The sequence below is a fragment of the Hymenobacter monticola genome, assembly GCF_022811645.1.
Classification (GTDB): Bacteria; Bacteroidota; Bacteroidia; order Cytophagales; family Hymenobacteraceae; genus Hymenobacter; species Hymenobacter monticola.
Genome location: NZ_CP094534.1, coordinates 4,887,707 through 4,908,856, shown reverse-complemented (window position 1 = coordinate 4,908,856; position 21,150 = coordinate 4,887,707). Strand labels below are relative to the sequence as shown.

Sequence of the window (21,150 nt, the reverse complement as noted above, 5' to 3'; positions counted from 1 at the left end):
GTCGCAGTGCGACAGGCTTTCCATTTAACCGACTGTATTACGGACGCTATTCGCGCACGATACGGCGCACATCCATGCTGCCGCCAGCCGTGCTGGCTTGCAGGATGTAGACCCCGCTGGGCAGCGCGCTCAGGTCGAGGGCCTGCTTCTGGCCCAAGGCGTTGGTGGCCACGGTGCCTTCGTACACCCGTTGGCCCACTGCATTCAGCACGCGCACCGTCACCGCCTCGCGGTAGCCGGTGAGCGCCAGCAGCAGGTGGCCATCCGTGGTGGGGTTGGGGTACACGGTGAGCGAGGTGCCGGCCGCAGCTTTCGCGTTGGAAGTTACCACCAGCGGGCTGGAGGGCAGCGACACGCAGCCGTTGGCATTGGTGGTGGTCACGGTGTAGGAGCCGAGCTGCGCGGGCAGGCCGGTGAGCACCAGCGTCTGGCCGGTGGCGCCGGACACCTGGTTCGTGCCCAGGTACCACTGGTTGCCGGTGGCCGCGCTCGAGGTGAGCGTAGTGGTCGAGCCGTTATAGGCCACCGAGATGGTGGGCGTGGCCGGGCGCGGGTTCACTGTGAAGGTCGTCGTGGCCGTGGCTGCCGCGCAGCCCCCGGTTGCAGCAATGGTGTTAGTCACGGTGTAGGTGCCCGCCGCCGAAGTAGCCAGGTCGATGGCGCCGGTCGTGGCGTTAATCGTCAGGCCCGTGGTTGAGCTGAACGTGCCGGCCGAAGCCCCCGTGCCCAGCGTGGGCGTAGCGGCGCTGGTGCTGCCCACGCAGCCGGCCGCCGTGGCGTAGCTGAACGTGGCCACCGGCGCGGCCGTGATGGTCACCGTCGTCGTGGCCGTGGTAGCGGCGCAGCCACCAGCTGCTGCTACCGTGCTGGTCACGGTGTAGGTGCCCGGCGTCGAAGTTGCCAGTACAATCAAACCAGAGTTGAGAATCGAAAGGCCGGGGGTTGAAGTGAACACGCCCCTCGTAGCGCCCGGGGCATAAATGACCGTCGGGTCGGTAGTGCCGCTCACGCAGAAGGTAGGCGTGCCCGTACCGGTACCGTAGCTGAACGCAGCGACCGGAGCGGCCGTAATGGTCACGGTCGTAGTAGCCGTAGTGGCGGCGCAGCCGTTGGCGGCGGCCACGGTGTTGGTCACGGTGTAGGTGCCCGGCGTCGAGGAAGCCAGCGTGATGGCACCCGTCGTGGCATTCAGGGTCAAGCCCGTGGTCGAAGTGAACGTGCCGGCCGTGGCACCGGTGCCGAGCACGACGGCCGGAGCCGTGGTGCCGCTCACGCAGTAGGTCGACGTCGTGCCGTAGCTGAACGTGGCCGCAGCCGGAGCCGTGATGGTCACACTCTGGGTGCTGCTGCTGCCGCAGGCACCGCTCACCGCGTAGGTCACGGTGTAGGTGCCGGCCGTGCTGCCACTCAAGCTGATAATGCCGGTCGTAGCGTTAATACTCAAGCCCGAAGTGGAGCTAAACGTGCCGCCCGTAGTGCCGGTGATGGTGGGCGTAGGCGGCGTGGTGCCGCTCAGGCAGTAGGTAGCAGCTGGGTAGCTGAACGTGGCCGTGCTGGGCGCTGTGAGCGTGAACGTAGCCGTGCTGGTGGCCGCGGCGCAGCCGTTGGCCGCGGCCACGGTGTTCGTCACGGTGTAAGTGCCCGCCGCAGCAGTCGGGCCTACGGTTACAACGCCCGTGGCGGCATTCACCGAAAGGCCGGTGGCAGTGGGGAGCGAGTAGGTGCCCGCGATGGCGCCCGTGCCCAGCGTGGGCGTGAGCGTGGCGGTGCTGCCGGCGCAGGTAGCAGCCGCTGGGAAAGTGAAGGCCGCCGTGGGAGCGTTCGTGATGGTCACGACGGACGTGCTGGTTACGGCCGCGCAGCCGTTGGCGGCCGCTACGGTATTGGTCACCGTATAGGTGCCGGGCGTGCTGCTGCTGAGCGTGATGGCGCCGGTTGTAGCATTTAGCGTCAGGCCCGCCGTCGAGGAGAACGTGCCGGCCGTAGCGCCCGTGCTGAGCGTAACGGTCGGGTTGGCGGTGCCCGATACGCAATAGGTAGCGGCCGTGCCGTAGCTGAAGTCGGCCGTAGGCGCTGCCGTGATGGTGACGGTGGTGGTAGCCGTCGAGCCGCACTGCGTGCTGCTGGCGGGCACGGTGTTGGTCACGGTGTAGGTGCCAGGCGTGCTGCTGCTGAGCGTAATGGCCCCGGTGGTGGCATCAATGGTCAGGCCCGCCGACGAAGAGAACGTGCCGGCCGTTGAGCCTGTGCCGAGTACCACGGCCGGATTGGTGGTGCCCGATACGCAGAAGGTCGTGGCCGTGCCGTAGTTGAAGGCCGACGGGCTGGCCGTGCAAGCGGCAATGGTCACCGTGTAGTCTTCCGATTCGCCGTACCACGTGGTGCTGCCCGAAACGCAGGCATCGGTGGCGGCGAAAACGCCGTTGCGCCAGCGCACCCGCATGCGGGTGGGGCCCAGCAGGGCCGTGGCGGGCACCGTCAGCGTGACGGGGAACGTCACATCCGTGGCCGTGAGGCTGGACGAGCCGATGAGCGTGTACTCCGAGGCGTCGAAGGTGCCGCTGTGGTCGTAGTCAATCCAGAGGCCGCCCTGCGAGTTGGCGTTGTTCGAGCGCACGATGAAGCTGGCGCCGTTGGTGTAGGTCACGCCCTGCACCAGCGTGGTGGTGTTGGCGGTGCTGGCCGTGAAGTCGCCGTAGCCGCTGGTCGAGTTGGCGTTGGTGGCGTTGGTGAAGCCGGGCGTGCCGGGCAGCGTCACGCTTTTGATGTACTCGTTGGTGCCGGTGCTCACCACCGTGCAGTAGCAGGTCAGGAACGAATTCTGGGCCACGGCTACCACGCTCGAAGTAGCCGACTGGCCGCTGGCCGTGCAGGTTACCACCAGGCGGTAGTCGGAGGCCGCCGTCTGGCTGGCGATGGAATAGCCCGCCGTGGCCTGGGCCGTGCCCAGGTTAGTGAAGGTGTTGGCGCCGGCCGGGCTGCTCTGCCACTGGTAGCTCAGGCCCGTGGTGCCAGCGGCAATGCCCGTGGCATTTAGGGTGAAGCCGGTGCCGCTGCATACCGTAGTGGCCGAAGCCGTGGCCGTGGCTGTGGGCGGGGTGCCCGTGCAGGCCACCGGGGCGGCAATGTTCACCAGGTAGTCTTCCACTTCGCCGTAGTTGGTAGCGCTGGAAGCGGCCGTGCACGACTGCGAGGCCAGCAGCACCAGGTCGTTGCCGCCGCGCACGCGCATTTTGGTTTGGCCCGTCAGGGCCCCGGCCGGGATGGTGACCGGAATCACCGAGGTGCCGTTGGCACCGGCACTGGTGCCCAGCGTGAAGAACTCGCTGGCATCGAAGGTGCCGCTGCGGTCGAAATCAATCCACACGCCGCTGTACTGCGTGCCATCGGAGCCCATCGTGACCGAAACCGACGCGGTACCGCCCTGGAAGAGGGTCGGAATCTGGAGCGTGCCGGCCGTTTGCGAAGCGGAGTAGTCCGTGTAGTAGGGCGAGGTGTTGGTAGCCGAAGAAGCGCTAACCAGGGGGGCCAGCGTCACGTTGGTGACGCCGTCGGTGCCGGTGCCCGAGGTTACCGGCGTGCAGTAGCAGTTTAAGAAGGGGCTCTGCGCCACGGCGGCCACGCCCGACGTAACCGACTGGCCGCTGGCCGTGCAGGTTACAATCACGCGGTAGTCGGTGGCGGCCGTCTGGCTGGCTACCGAGTAGATGCCGGCCGTTTGCGCCGCGCCCAGGTTAGTAAAGGTATTAGCGCCGGCCGGGCTGCTCTGGAACTGGTAGGAGAGGCCGGTGGTGCCGGCGGCCGGCCCGGTGGCCGTGAGCGTGAAAGCCGTGCCGCTGCACACCGTGCCGGCCGAAGCCGTGGCGGTGATGGCCGGCGGCGTGCCTGTGCAAGCCGTGGAAGGCGCGATGGTGATGGTGTAGTCCTCGGTTTCGCCGTACGTGGTGCTGATGCAGGCGCTGGTGCCGTCCAGCGGGTAGGTGGTCGAAGCCAGGAAGTATTGGGTGCGCACCCGCATGCGGGTCGTGCCCGTCAGGGCCGTGGCCGGAATGACCAGCGTAGGAGTCACGGTGGCGGTGCTGCCCGAGGTGTTCGTCGAATTGGTGCCGACCACCAGGTATTCCGAGGCGTCGAAGGTGCCGCTGTGGTCGTAATCAATCCAGAGGCCGGCCTTGGTGTAGCGCCCCAGCGTAATGGACATGGGGTAGCTGGCGCCGGGGCTGAGCGTGGCTGTGGTGGCAGCGCCCGTAGTGTAGTTGGTGTAGTAGGGCGAAGCGGCGCAGGTGGAGGTGTTCGACAGCGTGGTGCCGGGTATTTCTACCTTCAGCAGTTGGGCATAGGTGCCGCAGCCGCTGCTGCTGCTGGGCGTGCAGTAGCAGTTATCGAAAGCCGTTTGGGCCACCTGCACGGGTGCCGAAGACACCGCCGTGCCACCGGTGCCGTCGTACAGGCAGGTTACACGCGCCCGGTAGTAAGTGGCCGCCGTTTGGCCCGTGGCCGTGTAGGTGGGGCTGGTGGCACCGCTGATGTCGGTGTACGTGGTGCCGTTGGCAGAAGACTGCCACTGGTAGGTGTAGCCCGCATTGGCCGGCACCCCGCCCACCGACAGGTAAATGCTGGTAGAAGAGCAGGCCGTCGTCAGGGCCGTGGTGCCGCCGCTGGTGGTGGTAGCAGCCGCTGTCAGGCCCGTGGGTGCTGCCGCGCACACCGGAAGCACGCCGGCCGTCACGGCCAGCAGCACGGTGTTGCCGGCCGCGGCCGCCTTCGTAAAGGAGACGCCGGTGATGTTTTTCGTCACATTAGCCGCGTTCAGCACCAGCTTCAGCTGATAAAAGCGCGGGCCCACGGGCGTGCCGGTGTACTGCACCGTGTTGTCGCCGCGGCTCACGCGACCCAGCTTTTCGCGCACCACGTTGGGCTGGCCGGAGGCAAACCAGTCGGCAATCACCTGGCCCGAAAAGAGCTGGCTGCTGCCATCGGCAAAGTTGACGGTGACATCAAGCGTGCTGTTGGCGTTGCCCGAAGTTCCAATAACGTACAGTTCCGAAGCTGCCCGGGGCGTGGCAAACGACAGCGTGCCCGAGGCATTGGCTCCGTATAGCCGCAGCGCGTTATTGGCCGAATACGAAGCCAACTGGTAGGTAATGGCGCTGTTGAGCGCGCTGGTAATCAGGCCACTGTTTTCCAGGGCCGGGTGTGTCGACGCGGGGTAGGTGGCGGTGTTGGGCACCTGGCCGCCCGGGCCCACGTAGTCCTGGGCCATCAGGGTGTAGCCGGTACCGCCGGTGGCCGCCGCCCCGTCGATGTCGGCGGTGGTGCTGGCGCTCACGGCCCCGGGGCCGTTGGCGATGATGTCGTGGGTGAACCCGGTCAGGGCCACCGGGGTGTACGTTTGCCCCCACGACGGCTGGGCAAACGCCCCAGCCAGCGCCAGCAGCGCCAGCCTGGATAAAGCGGTAAAAGGTTTTAGCATAAAGAATGGATGAAGGGGAAAAAGGGGTAAATGGGTGAAAGAATAAGCTTTAGGGGTGGTGGATGGAAAGAAACGTCGGAAAGCTATGCACAAAATGGGCTTGATGTATACATAGCATTTGAAAAGATAAATTTTCTGCGAATGAATGTCCCTGCCAAGGCTTTAAGCCCTTGCATCGCAGCGGCTTCCATGAGCGTTGGAAACATCTATCCAGGCCCGGTAGCAGCACACATCCCCCGTTTTAGTCACCCATCAGCGTGAGCATGATTGAGCGACGGCCGCCGTGCTCCCGGTGCTCGCCTAGGTAAATGCCCTGCCAGGTGCCCAGCGCCAGCCGGCCGTTCGCGACCGGGATGCTGACGCTGCTGCCCAACAGCGCCGCTTTGAGGTGGGCCGGCATGTCATCGGAGCCTTCGGAGTTGTGGCGGAAATAGGGCGCATTCTCCGGCGCCAGGCGGTGGAAGAACTGCTCGAAGTCGTGCCGCACCGTGGGGTCGGCGTTCTCGTTGAGGCACAGGCTGGCCGAGGTGTGCTGAATAAACACGTGCAGCAGGCCGGCCCGCACGCGCGCCAGCTCCGGCAGCTCGCGCAGCACCTGTTCGGTGATGAGGTGGAAGCCGCGCCGCAGGGCCGGCAGTTGGAAGTGCTTTTGGTATATCATAATGCAATCGGAAGAAAGTGCTTGAATGGCATACACGTGGCTTGCTCGACAATTGGTGCACCGCCGAACATTATAAGCCGCAGCCTTTGGGGCTGATGCATCGCGGTGAATATCGATTGCAGAGCCGGACGGCACACGTAACCAAGTTTGCGGGTCCTGTTCGGTACTTTGCCGCATGCGTAAGTTCCTAAGCCACGTTTTTGTCTTGCTCGTCAATTACTACTTCTTAACCTCTTTACTTGCGGTGGTGCTAATAGCGGTGGTGGCAGCCGCCGGCCCTATTGCCATCGAGATTCCGGTAGTAGCAGTATTGGGCGCTTTTTTGGTGGTGTTGGGGTATCAGCTTACCCGCAGCCGCTGGCGTTTTCAAAGCATTGGCGAACAGTTGTTGGGCAGCACAAGCAAGGACACTATTCTGGACCAGCGGAGCGAGTTCACCGTGTCGCGAGGCCCACTGCTACTCATGTTCGTGCTCACGCTGATGCTCAATGGTAACTTGGCTGATGGCCTGACCAGTCAGATGAGCTATACCATTGCCGACGTCCTGATTTTAGCGATAGTCTGGCTGGTGGAGTACCAAGGCTTTCGAACGTTTACTGAAAATCCCAATATGGTGGCCATTGTCACACTGGCGGCCTTGTTGTTTGCGCTAGGCATTGCTATTCAGGGCGGTTATCGCAAGCTGGTTTCCGAGGATATGGCTACCCTCGCCGGGCATTATGTAGTTGGGATTTATAAAGGATTGGCCGTGATTTGGATAATGATTGGGCTCTATTATCGAAACCGATACCAGCTGCCTAAGTAAATAGAGTCGCCCTGCGTTACAGCGACCTTTTCTCCGGTTACTTTTGTTGATTCTCCACGCCGAAAACCCGTCGGCGCAGCCCCTAAATCAACCGAGAATTCCGTGATAGTTTGCATTGCCGAGAAGCCCAGCGTCGCCCGTGAAATTGCCAACGTGCTGGGCGCCACCCGCCGCATGGACGGCTACATGGAAGGCAACGGCTACCAGGTGACCTGGACTTTCGGCCACTTCTGCCAGCTTAAGGAGCCCGACGACTACCAGCCCGAGTGGAAGCGCTGGAGCCTGCACAACCTGCCCATGATTCCGGACAAATTCGGCATCAAGCTCATGCGCCGCGACGCGGGCGTCGTCAACCAGTTCAATACCATTAAAAAGCTGGTCGACGAAGCCACCGAAGTCATCAACTGCGGCGACGCCGGGCAGGAAGGGGAGGTGATTCAGCGCTGGGTGCTGCAGGAGGCCAAGTGCCGCAAGCCGGTGAAGCGTCTCTGGATTTCCTCGCTAACGGAAGAGGCTATCCGCCAAGGCTTTGCCAACCTGCGCGACGCCAAGGAGTTCGACTCACTCTATCAGGCCGGCAAAAGCCGCGCCGTGGGCGACTGGCTGCTGGGCCTCAACGCCACGCGCCTCTTCACCCTCAAGTACACCACCTACCAGGACAAGCAGCTGCTGAGCATCGGCCGCGTGCAAACGCCCACGCTGGCCCTGCTGGTGGAGCGCTGGCACGAAATTCAGAACTTCCGGCCCGAGCCATATTGGGTGCTGAAGACCGAGTACCGCGGCACCCTGTTCAGCCACATGGCCGCGCCCGACAAGGCCAAAGATGCCGACGCCGCGCCCGATACCAAGAGCCGCCTGCGCGCCCTGGGCTACTTCGTGACCGAGGAGGAAGCAAAAGAAGCGCTGGAAGCGGTGCGCCCGGCCCCGCTGCGCGTCACGGACGTGGAGATTAAGAAAGGCCGCGAATCCCCGCCGCGCTTGTTCGATTTGACCTCGCTGCAAGTGCAGTGCAACAACCAGTTGGGCTTGTCAGCCGAGGACACGCTCAAAATCGTTCAGGCGCTGTACGAGAAAAAGGCCGTAAGCTACCCGCGCGTCGACACCACCTTTCTGCCCGATGACCAGTATGCTAAAATCCCCGGCATTCTGCGCGGCATCGGCTACGACGCGCTGACCAAGCCGCTGCTGGCCACCAAGATTCCGAAGACGCCCAAGGTCTTCAACAACAACAAAGTCACCGACCACCACGCCATCATCCCGACCGGCGCGGCCGGCCCCGGGGGCGGCATGGAAACCAGCGTGTACGACATCATCGCGCGCCGCTTCATCGCCGCCTTCTACCCCGACTGTGAGGTGAGCAACACCACCGTGCTGGCCGAAGCCGCCGAGCGCCCGTTCCGCGTGCGCGGTCGCCAGATTCTGAACCCCGGCTGGCGCGTGGTGTACGGCGACCCCACCCAGCAGGCGGCCCCCAAACCGGCACCCGCCCCGGGTGCCGCCGGTGCGGCGGCCGAGGCTGATGACGACGCGGTATCGACGGTGCTGCCCAACTTCGTGAAGGGCGAAAGCGGCCCGCACGAGCCGCGCCTGGAAAGCAAGATGACCCAGCCGCCCAAGGACTACACCGAGGCCACGCTGCTGCGCGGCATGGAAACCGCCGGCCGCAACATCGACGACGAGGAGCTGCGCCAGGCCATGAAGGAAAACGGTATCGGCCGCCCCAGCACCCGCGCCGCCATCATCGAAACACTGTTCAAGCGCAACTACATCCGGCGCGAGAAAAAGCGCATCGTGCCCACGCCCACCGGCGTGGAGCTCATTGGCCTTATCCGCAACCCCACCCTGAAATCGGCGGAACTCACGGGCCAGTGGGAGCATAAGCTGCGCCAGATTGAGCGCGGCGAGCTGTCGTCGGAGGGCTTTTTGGGCGAGTTGTCGGGCCTGGTGCAGGAGATGGTGGCCGAGGTGAAGAACGATGGCCGTGGCCGCATGGTGACCTCGGGCAGCGCCGAGCTGGCCGTGCAGCAGGCGAAAAATTCGGCCGCGGCGGGCGGCAGCAAGGTGCCAGCCGGCATGACCGGTGGCCGCCCCGCCACGCCCCACGGCCCGGCCACGCTGCCCGGCGCCAACGGCCTGGGCTACTGCCCGGCCTGCAAAACCGGCCATGTGGTGCGCGGCAAAACGGCCTTTGGCTGCGTGCGCTTCCGCGAGGGCTGCACCTTTCGCCTGCCGGCCGAGGTGCACGGCAAAAAGCTGAGCGACCCGCAGGTGAAGGCCCTGCTGGCCAAAGGCCGCACGCCCGTGATGAAAGGCTTCGTTGGGGCCGACGGCCAGAAGTTCGACGCCGCCATTGGCCTCGATACCAGTTTCCAGCCCATGCTGCTGCAAGTGGCCGAGCCCAAGCCGGGCGCCGCGCCCGACTCGGGCCTGATTCCGTGCCCGGTGTGCAAGCTGGGCACCATGCTCAAGGGCAAGGCGGCCTACGGCTGCTCGCGCTTCCGCGAAGACTGCCAGTTTCGGGTGGCCTTCGAGTGGGGCGGCAAGCAGCTCACCGAAACCCAGCTCAAACAGTTGTTGCGCAAGGGCGAAACCAGCGTCATCAAGGGCTTCATCTCGGCCAAAACCGGCAAGAAGTACGACGCCGCGCTGAAGGTGGAAGACGGGCGCGTGGTGCCGGTGTTTGGGTAGCGGCTAGTGGAGGCGGATGACAGTGGTGTCGTTATATCCTACGAACCGATTGAACCGTACCCAAGTACCAAAGCTTGCCGGCGGAACCGGCGACCGCCACACCACCAAATCATACTGCCAGTTAGGGACGAAATAAGCAACCCGGTTAGCACTGACGCGGGAAATCGTGCGGGCAGTATCTACCAAGGTGAAGGGGTGAAAATAGCTTTGTCCGGCTTGCTCGTTTGCAAAAGCATCAGCCGTCAGCGTGGAGGAGCCCTGCTTATCGGCTTCCACGATAATGCGCACCGGCACGAAGGGAGTGGCGTCAAAATCAACCTGAGTGGCTTGTTTTGCTGGAAATGAAGCGCCGTCTAAAAACGAGTGACTGTCAAAGCCCCGGTAGTCGGTTAAATCCCATAAGTAACGGGCCTCTTTAAAATCCACGCGATACGTCCCGCTCCGGGCCGTGGCATCGAATGTGACACTGTAGTGCCCGGCCGCATCAGAGCGCGTTCTGGCTATGGAATCGGTCCAGGACATTCCCAGGCCGTAGTGCCAAAGGCGAACCCGTATCGGTACTCCCGCCAGGGGCTGTTGGGTATATTTATTGCGAATAGTGCCGGACACGGTGGTGGTTGTGGGCTCTTGAAAGAGTTGGCAGGCTGTCAGACCCATTGCCACAACTGACAGAATAAAAAGCACCAATAATTTCATGACGCGGGAAGGGCTTATGAGGCATTGGTATGAAAAGTTGATTGCGCGGGAGGCATCTAGCGCCCAATGCGGTAGTTCAGCTTCAGGCTGACGCTGTTGTGCCGGCCGAAATCGGTGGCTACGTAGGGCTCCAGGCTGAGGCTGGGGTGGCTGGGCAGGCGCAGCAGGGCGCTGGCAAAGCCCATGCTGGGGGTGGGGTAGTGCGGCGAGTGCGCGTAGCCCACCAGCAGCTGCGGCCCGTTGCGCATGCCCAGGCCCGAGCCCACCCCCAGGCGCGAGGTGTAAGCCCCCAGCACGTTCTCGGCCCCGTAGCAAAAGTCGGCCTGGCCAAACAGGAGGTCCGGATGGCCCAGGCGCACCATCACCTCGGGCATGAGTAGGGTGCTTTCGCGCGATTCGCCGTCGCCGAAGTAACTGAAGTAGCCGAGTTGGCCCAGGTGCAGACCGAGGCGCACGTCGAAGCTGCGCCAGCCTCTTTCGCGGTGAATCTGCTTGTAAACGTGCACATCGACCAGGGTGGGGCGGAAGGTGGTGTCCCGGTCGGTGATGCCCGCATAGCTGCCGGATTGGCCGGGTAGGGGCTGGGCGTCGATGCGCTGCCGACCCACCCACAGGCCGCCGCCCCAGGTAGTGGTTTTGTCGATGGGCTGGCCAAAGGCATTGGTCAGGCCCGACGTTTCAAACGCGACCTCGCCGCCCGCCGCCGCTACCTGCTGTTGCAGGGCCAGTTGCTGGCTCCCGCTGCAGCCGGTGTTATTAAGCTGAATTCGCTCGTAGGCTTCGTGTTGGTTGCCCAGCACGCCGCCCGTCACGGTCAGGGTGCGGGTGGGGCCTTGGCCCGGGAGCGGCGCCTGCTCGGGTGCGGGTGTCTGGGCCGTCGTGACAAGGATAAGCACGATGAGCCCTCCGCTGAGCGGCAGCCCGGCCAGGCGCCACTCGCGCGCATTGGCGTTGACCGCCGAAACCAGAGCCGCGCCCGCCTCCGCCAGTAGCACCACCAGCAGCAAGCCCTTCACCGCCAGCACTTCGGGCAGCGTGAGCGCCGCCGGCCCCAGCAGCGCCGTGCTGCCCAGCAAGCCCGCCACCACCCAGAGCCGCCGCCCCTGGCCGCTGGTAGCAACAACGGCGTCCTCAACTGCCATTCTCCGCCGAACCCGCCACAACCACAGCCCCAGCGCCAGCAGCCCCGCCGGCAGCAGCAAAAACTGCAGCCCCAGCCACTGCCCACCCAGGACACTATGCACGGTGCCCGCCAGCGGCTCCCCCACCGCATCGCGCCAGAACGAGAGGCCAAAGCGCCCCAGCAGCAGCAGCCCGGTTTGCAACAGCAACCAGGAGCCCACTGGCCAGCGCCGCTTCCGGGTGGCCAGCAGCACGCCGCCCACGGCCGCGCACAATGCCAGCGCCCACAGCTGCGTGGGCACCACCGGCAGGCTGTGGGCGGCGTGGGCGAGCAGGGCGCCGCGCAGCACCTGTGCCGCCCACGGCAACGTGTCCGCTGCGTAGGTGAGGCCCCATCCCGTGGTAGTCACCCCAAAGCAGCAGCCCGTGAGCACACAGCCCACGCACTGCACCATCAGGGCCGCGCACAGGGGCAGGGCCAGGGCATCGAGCACCGCCCAGCTCAGGCCCAGCCACCGGCGCAAGGCTACCACCGTAAGCCCCGCCGCCAGCCCGCCGCCCAGAATGGAGCGTGCCGTATCGGCGGGCGCGTTGGTGAAGAGCACGGCCGCCCACTCACCCACGGGGTGGGTGATGAGCTTGCTGCCCAAAATCAGCGCCAGGCTACTGGCCGCTACCAACGTCAGCCAGGGGCGCAAGGGGAAGCCCCGCCGCCAGCCTTCCCATAGTAGCAGCAGCACGTTGGTGAGCGTGGCCAGCAGGTAAAATGGCGTGTAGTAATCGTGGCCCGGCGTGTAAGGTATGTGCATAGAAAGGGCAGATTGAGTGCCGCTGTGGATAGCGACCCCTAAACCTATCCTCTTACTACAGAGAGACACAAACCGATTTATGTAATTATTAGACTTTGCTATTGAATGCAAAGCCATATATAGTCTTGATATTCAATCGATAATGTTGAAATATTCAGACTTTGCCCCCACGCGAATTATGATGATTTGACCGGCTGCGCCGTGGCTGATGGACGAACCGCCGACTCTTGGTACGCGACAATGTTCCGGGACATTCCTTTGAAAATGATGCCGTGGAAGGGCAGCACCGAGTACCAATACAGCCGCCCGGCCAGGCCGCGCGGGCGGTAGGCAGCCAGCTGCTCCAGGGCGTGGGTGCCGTCGGGCTGGTCCACGATGCGGAACTGCAGCCAGGCCTCGCCGGGCAGTTTCATTTCGGCGTAGAGCAGCAGGCGGCGGCCGGGCTTGTCGGCCACCAGCACGCGCCAGAAATCGAGCGGGTCGCCGGCGCGCAGGCGCGAGGGAGAGCGGCGGCCCCGGCGCAGGCCCGGCCCGCCCACGGCCTTGTCCATCAGGCCCCGAATCTGCCAGAGCCAGTCGGTTTTGTACCAGCCCCGGTCGCCGCCGATGCGCCAGATGTTGTCCAGCACCTCGGCCACGGGCCGCGCGAAGGGCACAAACTGGCGGTCGAAGAACATGCCGTTTTTCGGGATTTGGATGGCGTCCATGTAGTTCTGGCGCAGGGTGCCGCTGCTCACGGCATCGCTCCAGCTGCTCACCACTTCGTTTTGCTCAATGCGTTGAAAGGCCAGGGCCAGCGCCGCGCGGTAGCTCATGGGCGTATGCGGAATGACCCGACTGATGCTCTTGGCGGGGTCGCATACGGTGTCGTTTTTCAGGCTTTCGACCAGGCTTTGGGCCAGCGAAAACGTGGTGCTCGTGACCAGGTACAGCCACCACGACGACAGCCGCGGCGTGAGCACAGGCACCGTCACTATCCAGCGCCGGTAGCCGCGCTCGGCGGCCAGGCCCAGCAGCATCTCGCGGTAAGTCAACACGTCGGGTCCGCCCACGTCGAAGGCGCGGCCGAAACAGGCTTCGTTGTCGAGCACGGCCGTGAGGTAAAACATAATATCTCGAATGCCAATGGGTTGGCAGCGCGAGTTCAGCCAGCGCGGCGTCACCATCACGGGCAGCTTTTCCACCAAATCCCGGATGATTTCAAACGAGGCCGACCCCGAGCCGATGATGATGCTGGCCCGTAGCACCGTCAGCTTTGCTTTTTGAGCTTCGCCCAGCACCGTTTCCACGGCGCGGCGCGAACGCAGGTGCTTGCTCAGGCCCTCGTCGTTGGCAATACCGGAAAGGTAGATGACCTGCCGGGCCGTGGTGGTATCCAGAAACTTGGTGAAGTTGTGGGCCGACTGCTGCTCCAGCTGAAAGAAGTTGGCGCTGCCGCCGCTCATTGAGTGCACCAGGTAGTAGGCCGCGTCGATGTCGGTGGGCACTTCGGCCAGCGAGTCGGGCTTGAGCAGGTCGCCCTGGGCCACCGTGACGCGGCTTTGCAGGGCCTCGGGCAGCAGGTCGGCGAGGGCGAACCGGCGGGCGTCGCGCACCAGACACACCACCTCGTGGTCGGCGGCCAGCAAAGGGAGCAGGCGCTGGCCAATGTAGCCGGTGGCGCCGGTGAGCAGAATTTTCATGCAGCTGATTCAGAGTAGGTAAGTAACCTGCTTCAGCTGAACGGCGCGCCCGCCGAGTTGTTCGGGGCCCGCGAGAAAAATGACGAGGGCCTTCGCAACTTTCAAGGCAATGCTCCATCCTTAGCAACATGAAACACTTTATAGCCATGCTCACCAGTGGCCTGCTGCTGGCCACGGCCGCCCAGGCCCAAACCAAGCTCAGCATCCCGCCCCTGAGCCCCACCACGCACATCCAGCAGCGCTTTTCCACCTCCTACATCGACCTCACGTATTCGCGGCCGTCGCTGCGGGGGCGCACGGCGTTTGGCAGCCTCGTGCCCAACGGCACGGTGTGGCGCACCGGCGCCAACACCATTACCAAGGTGCGGTTCGGCGAGGAGGTAAAAATCAACGGCCAAACGGTGCCGGCCGGCGCCTACGCCCTGCTCACCATCCCCGACGCGAAAGAATGGACCTTTATCCTGAACCGCGACACAGCCCAGTGGGGCACCTATGAATACAAGCAGGCCCTCGATGTATTGCGTGTGAAAGCCAAACCGAGCAAGCTTTCTGCCCCCGTCGAAACCATGTCGCTCACCGTGGAAAACCTGCGCCCCAACGCCGCCGACCTCGTCGTGACCTGGGACCGCACCCAAGTGGCGCTGCCCCTCACCGCCGACCCCGACCGCATTGTGATGGGCCAGATTGAGGCCGCCATGAAGGGCGAAAAGAAGCCCTACATCACGGCCGCGCAATATTATTTCAACACCGGCAAAGACCTCACGCCCGCGCTGGGCTGGGTTGAGGAAGCCATTAAGGCCAGCCCCAGCTACTACGGCTACTACTGGAAGGCCAAGCTGCTGCAGAAACAAGGCAAGAACAAAGAAGCCATCGAAGCCGCCAACAAGTCGCTGGAGCTCGTGCAGACCGATAAAAACGAAGTTTCCAAAGCCGAATACACGCGCCTGAACCAAGAGGTGCTGGCCGCGGCCGGCGCGAAGAAATAAGCTGTTTGCCGTCGGTTGAACTTCTTCTGAAATAAAACGCCTGTCATCCTGAGCGCAGCACAGGATGACAGGCGTTTTTAATTTCTACAACTTGGTTACTCGCCCGGGTTGTCGTGTTTCTCCACCATCTGCGTGAAGCTCTTGGCGGCGTTGGTAAACTCAGACGGGATGAGCACCACCGTCGTCGTGTTGTTGTCGATGCCGATTTCGGAGAGCATCTGCATGCGGCGTAGCTCCAGCGCAATTGGACTTTCTTCCATCTGCTTGGCGCCCTGCGTGAGCTTGATGGAGGCCTCCAACTCGGCTTCGGCCTTGATGATGCGGGCGCGCTTCTCACGCACGGCTTCGGCCTCGCGCGCCATGGCCCGCTGCATGGATTCCGGAATTTCCACGTCCTTGATTTCGACTAGCTCCACGCTCACGCCCCAGTTCTCGGTGGCGGCGTCCACGATTTGCAGCAGCGCGGCGTTGATTTGCTGGCGCTCGCGCAACATCTCATCCAGCTGGTGCTGCCCAATGATGTTGCGCAAGGCCGTGACCGACAGCTGGTAAACCGCCTGGTTGAAATTGGCCACCTTGATGATGGCATCGGCCGGGTTCGTGACCCGAAACCACAGCACGGCGTTCACCTTGATGGTCACGCTGTCCTTGGTGATGGTTTCCTGCTGTTCCAAATCCACGGTTTTGGTGCGAATATCGATGGTTTGCTGGCGCTCGAAAAAAGGAATTATCCAGTACAGCCCCGGCCCGCGCGTGCCTACAAACCGGCCTAGCCGAAACACAATGGCCCGCTCGTATTCCTGCGCCACGCGGATGCCGGAAAGAAGCAAGGCAACAATCAGGAGAACAATGGCGAGCAGTGACATGATGGGTTGGAGTTGGTGAGAATTTGGGGATATATCGGTCAGGCAAAGCCGGCATTACAACGGGCCGGCTTTGGCCTGAAAAATTAATTACCCCAGCAGCACGCCACTTTTATGGGCGCTCGGAAGGGGATGGGGGTGCCGGTGGCAACGGCCCGATTGCCCGCTGCGTCGATGGCCTCGAAGGAAACGGTGTAAGCCTCTTCCGACTTTAGGCGCACGTTGCCGCCGCAGGTGAACCAGCCGATGGGCAGCCGGTCGTGCCAGGTCTGCAGCATGAACCGGGACTCCAACCGGCTCGAAACGTGGCGTACCGTGGCCCGCAACAGGCAGGGCGATGCGTCGCGCAGCGGATAGGAAAACATCACGTAGTTTTCGATTCCCTCGCTGTTGGCTTCATATTTCGCTTGTTGCACGGTTGGCGTGGCAACCCACGCGGGGGCCTGCTCGTCGGGCACGGCGCTCACTTGCCAGCGGTAGGCCGTGGCGCGCCGCTGGCCGGGCTTGGGTTGGCCGTTGCGAAACAGAAAGTACAGGTTCTCGTCGGCGCGGGCCACCCGCAGCTCGTACACACTGTCGGGCAGCAGGGGGCGGCTCGGCTGCAACAGCAGTTGCGAATGCGCGTCCCAGGCATCGGTGCCCGTGTACTCAAAATGTCCGAGCACCAGCAGGTCCACCGAATCGTGGGCCGACCAAAGGGTGGCGCGGATGGCAGTGCCGAACTGCGGCAGCATTTTTTCCAGCGAATACTTGCCCCCAGAGTAGCTGCCGGAAAACAGAAACACCTGCCGCGGCTGAATCAGCTTGGTTTCCAGGTCCGGCCACACAGTTATCCAGGGACTCGTGCTGCACTGCGCCTCGACCCGCGCCAGAGCGGCCCTGCAATAGAGCAGGCAAAGGAGAACGATGGCTCGTGCAAAGCGCGGCTTCATAATATGCGTTGATTTAGCAGCGTGAAACCTGCTTCAAACATCAAGGCAGAGAGCGTTGTCGCCTACCGCCCCACCACCGGCAGCACGGCTACGCTCTCGTGCCCGGCCGCATCAATACTTGCCACGCCGAATATGAAGTTGTCCTTGCTAATGGGCAGGTCGGCCGTGAGGCCCGCCACCGGGAAGCGCTGCTGCCACTGCGGCGCGCTGGTTTCGCGCACCAGCACCACGTAGCCGCTGGGCCTGGGGCCGGCGGCGGGCGCCTGCCAGCGCAACTCGGTACGGTTGGTGAGGTTGGCGGTGAGGACTTCGACCTTGGCGGGCGCGGCCGGGGCTTTGGCCAGGGCCACCATGGTGGCGAGGTTGACGCCCGCGTTGCGGCGCAGGTAGGCGTAGTCCACACCTTCGGGCAGGTCACCGTAGGCGCGGCCTTTTTCGGTGCGCAGGTCTTGGTGCTGGTGGGTGAAATCCTCGTTCATCTCGGTGAAGCGGACGGCTGCGAAACCCTGCTGATTGAAGGGCGTGTGGTCGCCGCCGCGCAGGAACCGGTCGGGGCGGTACTCCAGGGTGGCTTTGTGGCCGCGGCCGTAAAGCTGGGCCGCGCGCTGAATAAAGCGGGCCAGCTGGCGGCTGGGCGCGTCATTCTCGGAGCTGAGCTGGCGGCGTACTTTGGCCTGCTCAGGCGTCTCGTTGGCTGGCACACCCTCACTGAACACGCGCACCTGCGTGGCGTCGCTGATTTCGGGGTCGAAGCCGTGGGAGTTGCCCACGATGTCGTTGTTGAGCATCGCAATTAAATTCCAGCCTTCTTTCTTGGCACGCTCGGCCAGGTGGCCCGAGCCGTAGAGGCCCTGCTCTTCGCCCTGCACGGCCACAAACTTGAGGGTGCACGGAAACTTCTGGCCAGCCAGCACGCGGGCCAGCTCCATCACCAGCACGGTGCCGGAGCCGTCGTCGTTGGCGCCGGGCGCGTCGGCGGTGGCGTTCATCACGTCGGTCACGCGCGAGTCGATGTGCCCGCTCACCAGGATGACGCGGGTGTCCGTCGGGTCGGTGCCGGGCAGAGTAGCCAGCACGTTGGCCATGAGCACGGGCCGGTTGATGCGGCGGCCGTCGGGCTTCACCGTGAAGGTGTCCATTTCCACGGTCATGCGCCCGCCGCCCGCCTTGCTGTATTTCAGGAATTCGTCGCGCACCCAGTTACGGGCCGCGCCGATGCCGCGCGTGGGGCTCTGCGTGTCACTAAGGGTGTGCCGGGTGCCAAAGGAAACCAGCTTGCGGATGTCGGCCTCCAGGTTTTTGGCCGAAATCTCATCCACCAGCTTTTGAATGGCCGGGTCGGCGGGCGGCAGGAGCGGGGCAGGCTTTTGAGCGAAGGCGGCGAAGGGCGCGAGGGCCAGGAGGACGGCGGCGAGTTTCATGGAGGGAAGGTAGGGAGATATGGAACGAAAACTCCCCTCCTTGCCAAAGAGGGGATGTTTGGCTGAAAGCCAAACGGGGGTGGTTGTAGACGTCTGCAGCATTCGGCGGAAAATGTCCGGCCGGCGCGCACGCCACAACCACCCCCGTTTTCGCTGGCGCGAAAACATCCCCTCCTGGGCAAGGAGGGGAGTTTGATTTTCTACTTATTTCTGATAAAACGGCTCAATGGTGCGGAAATAGGGGTTCACGCCTTCTTCCGAATTCATGTCCAGCAGCATTAAGTCAATGAACTGGTACACATTGGTTTTGCCTTCGAGCACGGGGCCCAGCTCCTGCATGAAGCTCGGGTCGGGGTTGTTGCTGATGAAGGCCAGCAGCAGGCGCGGCACGTCGGGGTTGTTGGCCAGTTGCATCTGGGCCAGGTAGGCGGCTTCGATGTGGGGCTGGGTGGCCGCCCAGGCGGCCACGCCGTCGGCAATGGCCTGGGGGTACTCGGCGGGCTGGCTGAGCAGCACCTGGGCGTCGCCGCCCTCGGGCGAGAGCGGGCCGGTAAGCTGGCCGTTGAGCAGGGCTGCCAACTCGTCTTTGGGCAGGAGCTTGCCGGCGGGCGAGAAGGGGTTTAGCACGCAGTCCTGGCCCTGAATCATTTGGAAAAAAGCGTGGCCGGGGATGCGTACGTAAGGCACCGGGCCGTTGTCGATGCCGCCGTCGGTGAGGCGCGCCACTGAGCTGAAGATGGGCAGCTTGCCATCGTTGAGTACCTGCAGCTGGATTTCCTGGCCTTCGCTGAGCGTTACCTCGCCGGGCTCAATGCCCTCCATCGGGGCCAGAATCATCAGGATTTCTTCCTGCAACAGGGCCTGGTAGAAGGCCGGGCGGGCCTGCTCATCGGTGGCGGCCAGCAGCAGAAGCTGCTCCAGCACGTTTTCGGGCTCGAAAGGCAGGGGCTGCGGCTCCGGAATCTGGTACACGGGCGGGGCGGGTGCGGCCGGCTCAGGCGGTGCCACGTACTTGGAGCCCTGATAGCGGGGTCCGCCAGCGGGCTTGTCGGCCGGGGCGGCGCCGGGCGCGGCGTTGGGGGTGGCAGGAGTGGAGGTGGCCGGGGTTTCGGCGGGTTTATTTTTCAGGAAGTCTAACAGGCCCATAACTGGATATGCAAGCGGGTGAATTGGAAGCGCAATCTACGCCGAAAAACGGGTTTTGGGCGGGTAAAATGTGGGCGGAATAAGACGAATGAAAAGTAGGAGAACGGCCATGCCGAGCGCAGCCGAGGCATCTTGCGTGCAGTCGTAATCCAATCGAAAAGAGTTACTGCTACACGCGAGATGCCTCGGCTGCGTTCGGCATGACGTTGATTGATAACCCCTCACGGGCACTTGTCCAGTTGCGCCTGCACGTCGCTGATGGTCCGGGGGGCGGCTTCGTTGCCCCAGTGGCTTTCCACGTAGTTCAGCAGGTTGGTAAGCTGAGCAGGGCTTAAGGCCTTATTGCCGGGCATGATGTTGTGGTAGCCCACGCCGTTCACCACAATCACCTCGTTCTGGCCGTGGCGCAGCAGGCAGGGCAGCTCGGCGCGGTGGGTGGCGAGGTAGTCGGAGCCGGCCAGCGGCGGAATCAGGCGGGCCAGGCCCTGGCCCTGGTCGCCGTGGCAGGAGGCGCAGTGCTGCGCGTAGAGGCGCTGCCCCTGGTGGCGGTTGTTGCTGAAGCAGCCGGGCAGGGCCAGCAAGGCCAGCAGGGCGAGAGCGTAAGGGCGGGGCATGGGTTGTTGAAGGGGGTGATAAAACAAAGCACGTCATGCTTGGGCTGCGCTCAGCATGACGTGCTACTTATGTTTCAATGCGCTAAAGCTACTGCTTGGCCACGCCCTTCTTCCGTCCCTCAATCTCGGCCAGTAGCACCGGAATATCGCGCTGCAGGTTAGCTACTTGCTCCGCATTCAGGCCATCGTAGGCGCCGCGGATGTACCCCCGGTCGTCCACCAAAGCCAGCACGCCGTTGTGGGCCAAGCCGCCGGGGGCCTGGCTGTCGGGCATTACGCCGGTGAGCAGGTGGTTAGCCAGTTCAAAGGTCTTGGCGCGGTCGCCGAGGCTGGCGAAGTGCCAGCGGTCGGCGGTGCGCACGCCGAGGCGCTCGGCGTAGTCTTTCAGCACAGCGGTGCTGTCGTGCTGCGGGTCGATGGTGATGGACAGGAAGCCGATGCGCGGGTCGGCGGCCAGCGGCTGGTACACCTTCAGCAGGCTGCCTTGCAGCTTGGGGCAGATGCCAGGGCAGGTGGCGAAAAAGAAATCGGTGACGTAGGCGCGGCCCGCGAAGGTCTGGTTCGTGACCGGCTGCCCGGCCTGGTTGGTGAGCTGAAAGGCAGGCACGGTCTGGTACACGGTGTCGGCCGGGCCGCCGTCGGCGCGCGGCACCACGTCGCGCTCGCCCAGGATGGGTAGGCGGGCCGCTTCTTTGGGTTTTTCGGTGCAGGCCGGCGCGGCCAGCGTGGTGGCCAGCCCGGCCAGGAGCAAAAGGCGATTCAATAACATGCTAACCGAGGGTTATTTAGAGGAAGTGGGCGCCACCTCGCCAGCGGGCGGGTATTGCTTCATGAAGCGGTTGGCCGAGTCGAGCGACGAGCGGAACCGGCCCTGCACAGCTTTGAGCTTTTCCTGCTGCTGTTGGAAATACGCCAAGCGGGCCTCGGCCGTGGCCGTGCTATCAGGGGCCTTGTATTGATGCATCCAGCCCATCATGGCCGCATCGGCGGCCTGCAGGCCGTGGATGTAGGGCGCGGCGGCCTCGGTGTGGTAGCCCGAAAGCTTGCCTTTTAGGCTCATGAGCTGGTCGGTTTGGGCCATCAACGAATCGTGCTTGCTCATGAGGGCTATTTCGGCGGCGCTGGCCGGCGAGGGGCCGCCGTTTTCCGAAACCGGCTTGTTGGGCGAGGTGCAGGCGGCCAGCGTGGCCAGCAGTGAGATTTTACAGAAGGTTTTCACGCCCCAAAGGTACGGCTCAAGGCGAGCACAACC

At 63.7% G+C, this 21,150-nt stretch carries 15 protein-coding genes; 3 read left to right on the top strand and 12 right to left on the bottom strand.

The window, feature by feature from the left end; all coding sequences use genetic code 11:
- Positions 1-46: 46 nt before the first annotated feature.
- A complete protein-coding gene (locus tag MTP16_RS20560) occupies positions 47-5,473 on the bottom strand; it encodes a beta strand repeat-containing protein (RefSeq protein ID WP_243513260.1) in 5,427 nt (1,808 codons plus the stop codon).
- Between the two features lie 241 nt (positions 5,474-5,714).
- A complete protein-coding gene (locus MTP16_RS20555) occupies positions 5,715-6,134 on the bottom strand; it encodes a secondary thiamine-phosphate synthase enzyme YjbQ (protein WP_243513258.1) in 420 nt (139 codons plus the stop codon).
- 175 nt (positions 6,135-6,309) lie between these two features.
- Between MTP16_RS20555 and MTP16_RS20550 the strand changes: the two genes are divergently transcribed.
- Together MTP16_RS20550 and MTP16_RS20545 are read left to right on the top strand one after the other, a co-directional pair.
- A complete protein-coding gene (locus MTP16_RS20550; protein ID WP_243513256.1) occupies positions 6,310-6,939 on the top strand; it encodes a hypothetical protein in 630 nt (209 codons plus the stop codon).
- A 102-nt stretch (positions 6,940-7,041) separates the two neighbouring features.
- On the top strand, positions 7,042-9,627 hold the full coding sequence (locus MTP16_RS20545) for a type IA DNA topoisomerase (protein WP_243513254.1): 2,586 nt from the start codon (positions 7,042-7,044) through the stop codon (positions 9,625-9,627).
- A gap of 3 nt (positions 9,628-9,630) precedes the next feature.
- Here the strand turns inward: MTP16_RS20545 and MTP16_RS20540 are convergent, their stop codons facing one another.
- From MTP16_RS20540 to MTP16_RS20530, 3 genes are all read right to left on the bottom strand, one after another.
- Positions 9,631-10,323, bottom strand: coding sequence for a hypothetical protein (locus MTP16_RS20540; protein ID WP_243513252.1), 693 nt, complete (start codon positions 10,321-10,323; stop codon positions 9,631-9,633).
- Between the two features lie 56 nt (positions 10,324-10,379).
- On the bottom strand, positions 10,380-12,254 hold the full coding sequence (locus MTP16_RS25935; protein ID WP_262922647.1) for a prolipoprotein diacylglyceryl transferase family protein: 1,875 nt from the start codon (positions 12,252-12,254) through the stop codon (positions 10,380-10,382).
- A 176-nt stretch (positions 12,255-12,430) separates the two neighbouring features.
- Positions 12,431-13,936: an SDR family oxidoreductase gene (locus tag MTP16_RS20530; RefSeq protein ID WP_243513250.1), complete on the bottom strand. Its 1,506-nt coding sequence runs from the start codon at positions 13,934-13,936 to the stop codon at positions 12,431-12,433.
- Positions 13,937-14,064: 128 nt separating this feature from the next.
- Between MTP16_RS20530 and MTP16_RS20525 the strand changes: the two genes are divergently transcribed.
- Positions 14,065-14,922, top strand: coding sequence for a DUF2911 domain-containing protein (locus MTP16_RS20525; protein ID WP_243513248.1), 858 nt, complete (start codon positions 14,065-14,067; stop codon positions 14,920-14,922).
- Positions 14,923-15,017: 95 nt separating this feature from the next.
- On the opposite strand, the gene MTP16_RS20520 is transcribed toward MTP16_RS20525, so the two are convergent.
- From MTP16_RS20520 to MTP16_RS20490, 7 genes are all read right to left on the bottom strand, one after another.
- A complete protein-coding gene (locus MTP16_RS20520) occupies positions 15,018-15,788 on the bottom strand; it encodes a slipin family protein (RefSeq protein WP_243513246.1) in 771 nt (256 codons plus the stop codon).
- Positions 15,789-15,871: 83 nt separating this feature from the next.
- Entirely contained in the window at positions 15,872-16,717 is an 846-nt protein-coding gene (locus MTP16_RS20515; protein WP_243513244.1) for a hypothetical protein, read from the bottom strand.
- Positions 16,718-16,779: 62 nt separating this feature from the next.
- Positions 16,780-18,138 (bottom strand): M20/M25/M40 family metallo-hydrolase, encoded by a 1,359-nt coding sequence (locus MTP16_RS20510; RefSeq protein WP_243513242.1) that lies wholly within the window; start codon positions 18,136-18,138, stop codon positions 16,780-16,782.
- A gap of 204 nt (positions 18,139-18,342) precedes the next feature.
- On the bottom strand, positions 18,343-19,284 hold the full coding sequence (locus tag MTP16_RS20505) for an enhanced serine sensitivity protein SseB C-terminal domain-containing protein (protein ID WP_243513241.1): 942 nt from the start codon (positions 19,282-19,284) through the stop codon (positions 18,343-18,345).
- A gap of 221 nt (positions 19,285-19,505) precedes the next feature.
- A complete protein-coding gene (locus MTP16_RS20500) occupies positions 19,506-19,898 on the bottom strand; it encodes a c-type cytochrome (RefSeq protein ID WP_243513240.1) in 393 nt (130 codons plus the stop codon).
- Positions 19,899-19,986: 88 nt separating this feature from the next.
- On the bottom strand, positions 19,987-20,667 hold the full coding sequence (locus MTP16_RS20495; RefSeq protein WP_243513239.1) for an SCO family protein: 681 nt from the start codon (positions 20,665-20,667) through the stop codon (positions 19,987-19,989).
- A gap of 12 nt (positions 20,668-20,679) precedes the next feature.
- Positions 20,680-21,117, bottom strand: a complete 438-nt coding sequence (locus MTP16_RS20490; protein ID WP_243513238.1) for a hypothetical protein — start codon at positions 21,115-21,117, stop codon at positions 20,680-20,682.
- Positions 21,118-21,150: the final 33 nt, after the last annotated feature.